Raw genomic sequence first — 4,454 nt, 5'->3', positions numbered from 1 at the left:
CGGCAGGCACAGGCCCTCCCGGTGATGTTGGCGAGTCTCGACAACCCGTCTTTTACCGGGGCCTGTGCCTGCTTCGCTGCGTGACACGCCGCAATGACCGCGCCTATCCGCGGAATCTCTTAGACACAACAAGATTCAACTATCGTATATTTATGAGCCGATTTGTATAAATACATGGGCAGGGAGCACACTGAAGCACGACGGATCGCCGTGTGGATCATCCCGGAGGTGTCCGTCACAGCACCGATATCGGCGTCGACGAAGGCGTCACCCGTGGGAGGGACACCATGATTTCTGCTACCGCCACCGGCATCGTCCGGTCGACGCTGCCCGTGATCGACTCGAAGATCGAGGAGATCACCCCGATCTTCTGTCGGCGGATGTTTGCCGCGCATCCCGAGCTGGAACGCGACCTGTTCAACCGCGGCAATCAGGCGCAGGGCGACCAGCAGCGTGCTCTCGCCGGCGCGATCGCCGCGTACGCGTCACTGCTGGTCGATGATCCGGCTCGCGATGTCGAGGCGATGCTGGCACGAGTCGCGAACAAGCACTCCTCGCTGGGGATTACCGAGGATCAGTACCCGATCGTGTACCGCTACCTGTTCGAGGCGATCGGTGTGGTGCTCGGCGACGCTGCGTCTTCGGACGTCTTGCAGGCCTGGAGCGAGGTCTACTGGGACATGGCCCGCACCCTGGTCGGGCTCGAGAACGACCTGTACGCACGGTTCGAGGTGGACCCGAGGCGACGTGTGGCGCGATCTGGTGGTGTGCGAGCGGGTGCAGCAGTCCCCCGACACCGTCGCGTACGGCCTGGCTCGCCCCGACGGCACCGCGCTGCCGAAAGCGCTTCCGGGCCAGTACATCTCGGTTCAGGTGAGACTGGCCGATGGTGCCCGCCAGATTCGCCAGTACAGCCTGACACGGGCCCCGCGCCAGGAACAGTGGGGCATCACGGTCAAGGCGGTCCCGGCCGGAACGATTGCCGGCGTGGGCATCCCGGCGGGTGAGCTGTCGAACTCCTTGCACCAGAACGTGTTCGAGGGTGACTACCTGTCATGTTCGCTGCCCTACGGCGACCTGATCCTCCACGACCGGCCCGACCCGCTCCTGCTGGTGTCGGCGGGTATCGGGTGCACGCCGATCATCGGGATGCTGCACTACCTGGCACGCACCAACAGTGACCGGGACATCACGGTCCTGCACGCGGACCAGTCACCTGGCCGGCACGCACACCGACGCGAGCTGTCCGACCTGGTCGAGCAGACCCCCAGTGCGCGCCTCATCCACTGGTACGAGGATCTGGGCGTGCGTTCCAGCACAGGCACTGTGCGCCGTGGCCTGATCGACCTGGACGACATTCCCATCGATCCGCGCGTGCGCGCCTACCTGTGCGGCCCGCCCGTGTTCATGGACGTCGTGCGGCAACACCTGGTGAACCGGCACGTGCCCCAGGCGCACGTCAGCTACGAGGTCTTCGGTCCGGACACCTGGACGCCGACTGCCCCCGCCGCGTAGCACCCGAGCCAGGCCCGCGCTCTCTGGGCGCACGGGTGACCTGTCACAGCGTCAGGGTCGGTGGATGACCTGCCGACGACCGTGCGCCACAGCTCTATGCACGGCGACGCCTTTTGAGAGGCACCCGCTTTGGTGGACTGTGCGAGGACTCACGTGTGCGGGTGGTGATCCTGGTCGCTGGGATCCTCGGTGCGGTGTGTGTGTCGGCGGATCGCGCGGCCGAGCACGACAGCGAGGACGCAGCAGCCCAGCAGGTAGGCCACGACCAGCGCGATGATCCACGCGAGAGTCACGCGGGAGGCGCTTCTCGGACAAGGGTCACCTGCGCGACGGCGCGTGGGTTCTGCTCTACGCCACCTCGAATCGTCACAGGTTCCATCGTCACGCCGCTTACGATAAACCTGAGGCAAGCGCTTTCCAAAACTGTTCGTCACGCTCAGGACGGGGATCTGTTTCCGCTGACGCGAGCCGATGCAGGTGCGGGCAGACGCGGCCAGGCTCGATGTGGCTGTCTACCGGTGGCCTTTTCAGGGTCGTCCTTTGGTCCTTAGATGGTCTTGTCGTGCGCCGTGCCTGGTCTCCGCAGAGGCCCGGGATGACCATCCTGAGGATCGATTGCCAGGCGGGGATTTCTTTGCATACTGGAGGTGTGAGTACAGCGATATCAACGCAGTTCGCCGCCGTATCAATCGGCGTGCTTGCCGACGCCGCGGCCGAGCTGGAGCTGCTCGACCGGTATGCCGACGACCTGGATGAGCACGCCCTGGCCGCCTCGACCAGGCGCTACTACGACGCGGACTTCCGGCAGTACGAGCTCCGGTGCGCACGGCTGGGCCGGACTGCGCTGCCGTGCGGCCCGACGGACGTGCGGCTGTACCTGACGGACCTCTCGCTGCGCCTCGACCAGGACGGCGTGCCGGCCTACCGGGCCTCGAGCATCGAGCGGCACCTGGCGTCGCTGAGCTACGCGAACTACGCCCGGGGGTATGGCCGGAGGCTGGCTCGGGACCCGGCGGTCGCCCGGATGCTGCAGGCGATCAAGAACGCCCGCCAGGAGAAGACCCAGCGCAAGCGACCGCTACTGCTGGACGACCTGCGCCGGCTGGTCACCTCCTGTGAGCACGACCGCTGGCCGCTGGGTGTCACGGCCGCCCGCGACACGTTCGCGTTCCTGCTCGCGTTCGCCACCGCGATGCGCCGCGAGGAGATCACCGGCCTGCGGGTGCACCAGGTCACCTCTGTTCCCCTGGACGGCCTGTGGGTCCGGCTCGGTCGGACCAAGACCGACCAGCAGGGCGCGGGGGCCGTGCTCCCGGTGCCCTACGGCCAGCACCCGGTCACCTGCGTGCCGTGCGCACGGATCCGTTGGCTGCGCCTGGTCGCCGCACGCGCGGACCGGCCCACCATGATGCGCCTGGTGCGCCAGACCCCTGGCGATGTCACACACTGGCAGCACGTCTGCCGAGGCGAGATACCCGCGCTGGCTGATGAGTCGGTCCCCCTGCTGCGGTCCGTGACCAAGGCCGGAGCCGTCAGCGACGCCGGCCTGAGCACCAGTGGGTTGAACCAGGCGCTCAAGCGTCGGCTGGTGGCCGCCGGGTACGACCCGCGCGCGTACGGCATGCACTCGCTGCGCGCGGGCATGGTCACCCAGGCCCGCCGCAACGGCGCGGACACCCGGGCCGTGCGCCGGCAGACACGACACAGCTCCGACGCGATGGTGGACCTGTACGACCGGGAGTGGAACCCCTTGGACGGCAACGCCGTGCAGCAGCTCGGCCTGTGACAACACAGCCTGTGAGCACACAGCCGGCTCGTCCGGGGTGGTCGCTGTGGTCGGACTGGTGCCGGGCCAGCTACCGAGATCCGAGCGTGGTGACCCTGGAGGCGCTGGCACGATTCCAGCAGGAGGTGCGGGTCGGTCCGCGACACATCACTGACATCCGGACCACGGCCCGTGCACGCGGCGTACTCCCGGAGGCAGCGCCTGTCTACATCGACCCCTGGTACCAGGTCGAGGACGGCTTCGACCGGCTGGACGACTGCCTGAGGTGCTGCCCGACGACCGGCTGGACGAGCGGGTACCGCGGTCGCCGCGACGCCTGGCTGCTCGTGCTGACCCGAGGCCTGCGCCTCACCCGTGCACAGGCCCTGGCCGTCGCACCCGGCGACCTGACCGACGACTGGCAGGTGTGCGGACGCGATCTGGAGCTCAGCGACGACCCCCGCACGCTGCTGGCGGTGCGTGGCCGCCCGCTGGCTGGCCTGCCGGGAGGCCGAGGAGAGCTGGTCCCGCAGCGCCGTGCGCAACCTGCTTTGTGGTCGTGGTCGTGGCGGTGCCCAGAGGCAGCATCACGCGTGCGCGGACCGTGGCAGCGTGCGCACCGACCTGCCAGCGTGGGTGACCCTGGCACCCGCGCTGGACCGGCACGGCTGGATCTCCGGCGGCTACCACACGGTCAACAGGATGGGCAGCGTCGTTCAGCGGCCCATGACACCGCGAGCAGCCACCGGAGTGCTGGCGCTGCGCTGCCTGCCTGGCGGAGTGAGAGCCGACAGCGATGACGCCTTGATCGAGGTGGTGGATCGCGACGTCGACGACATGACCGAGCAGCCTGCAGCGCACTTCGACGAGACGACCTTGGCTCGCCTTGACGCGGCCTGCGACCGGGCGGACGCACTGAATGCCCGGGTGGCCACGCTGCTGGGCGAGACACGGCCAACAGCGCGGGGTCGGCGCAGTGAAGGATACCGAATCGTCGCGAGCGCCTGAGCACCTTAGTTGACCCGCCATGACCCCAGATTGCGGTGGTTCTTAGAGCGTGTCTCCCAAAGATTCGGCGCTGACGTTGAGAGCGTGGGATGCATGGTGCGTGAGGATCAGATTTCCGATGAGTTCTGGGCAATAGTCGAGCCGCTACTGCCGACGTCGACCGGTC

5 protein-coding genes are annotated in these 4,454 nt (G+C 67.7%); 4 read left to right on the top strand and 1 reads right to left on the bottom strand.

The window, feature by feature from the left end; all coding sequences use genetic code 11:
• Nucleotides 1-498: 498 nt before the first annotated feature.
• Entirely contained in the window at nt 499-1,515 is a 1,017-nt protein-coding gene (locus tag FGL98_RS26020; RefSeq protein WP_342780007.1) for an FAD-binding oxidoreductase, read from the top strand.
• A gap of 149 nt (nt 1,516-1,664) precedes the next feature.
• On the opposite strand, the gene FGL98_RS25670 is transcribed toward FGL98_RS26020, so the two are convergent.
• On the bottom strand, nt 1,665-1,808 hold the full coding sequence (locus tag FGL98_RS25670; RefSeq protein WP_186526389.1) for a hypothetical protein: 144 nt from the start codon (nt 1,806-1,808) through the stop codon (nt 1,665-1,667).
• Between the two features lie 356 nt (nt 1,809-2,164).
• Here FGL98_RS25670 and FGL98_RS24630 point away from each other — a divergent pair, with 356 nt between their 5' ends.
• From FGL98_RS24630 to FGL98_RS24620, 3 genes are read left to right on the top strand one after another with little or no spacing between them, the layout of a single operon-like run.
• Nucleotides 2,165-3,301: a site-specific integrase gene (locus tag FGL98_RS24630; protein ID WP_186526388.1), complete on the top strand. Its 1,137-nt coding sequence runs from the start codon at nt 2,165-2,167 to the stop codon at nt 3,299-3,301.
• Between the two features lie 11 nt (nt 3,302-3,312).
• Nucleotides 3,313-4,080, top strand: coding sequence for a hypothetical protein (locus FGL98_RS24625; protein ID WP_146321463.1), 768 nt, complete (start codon nt 3,313-3,315; stop codon nt 4,078-4,080).
• Complete coding sequence (locus tag FGL98_RS24620) at nt 4,061-4,288, top strand: hypothetical protein (RefSeq protein WP_146321461.1); 228 nt, start codon at nt 4,061-4,063, stop codon at nt 4,286-4,288. The genes FGL98_RS24625 and FGL98_RS24620 overlap by 20 nt, the downstream gene beginning before the upstream one ends.
• The last annotated feature ends 166 nt before the right edge of the window (nt 4,289-4,454 follow it).

This window comes from Leekyejoonella antrihumi (genome assembly GCF_007845645.1).
Lineage (GTDB): Bacteria > Actinomycetota > Actinomycetes > Actinomycetales > Dermatophilaceae > Leekyejoonella > Leekyejoonella antrihumi.
The sequence above is the reverse complement of the archived record's forward strand: the minus strand, read 5'-3'. Positions and strand labels throughout refer to the sequence as shown.

Bases quoted from the DNA above. Each gene is read 5' to 3' on its own strand.
- FGL98_RS26020 (WP_342780007.1), top strand. From the start codon at position 499: ATGATCCGGCTCGCGATGTCGAGGCGATGCTGGCACGAGTCGCGAACA.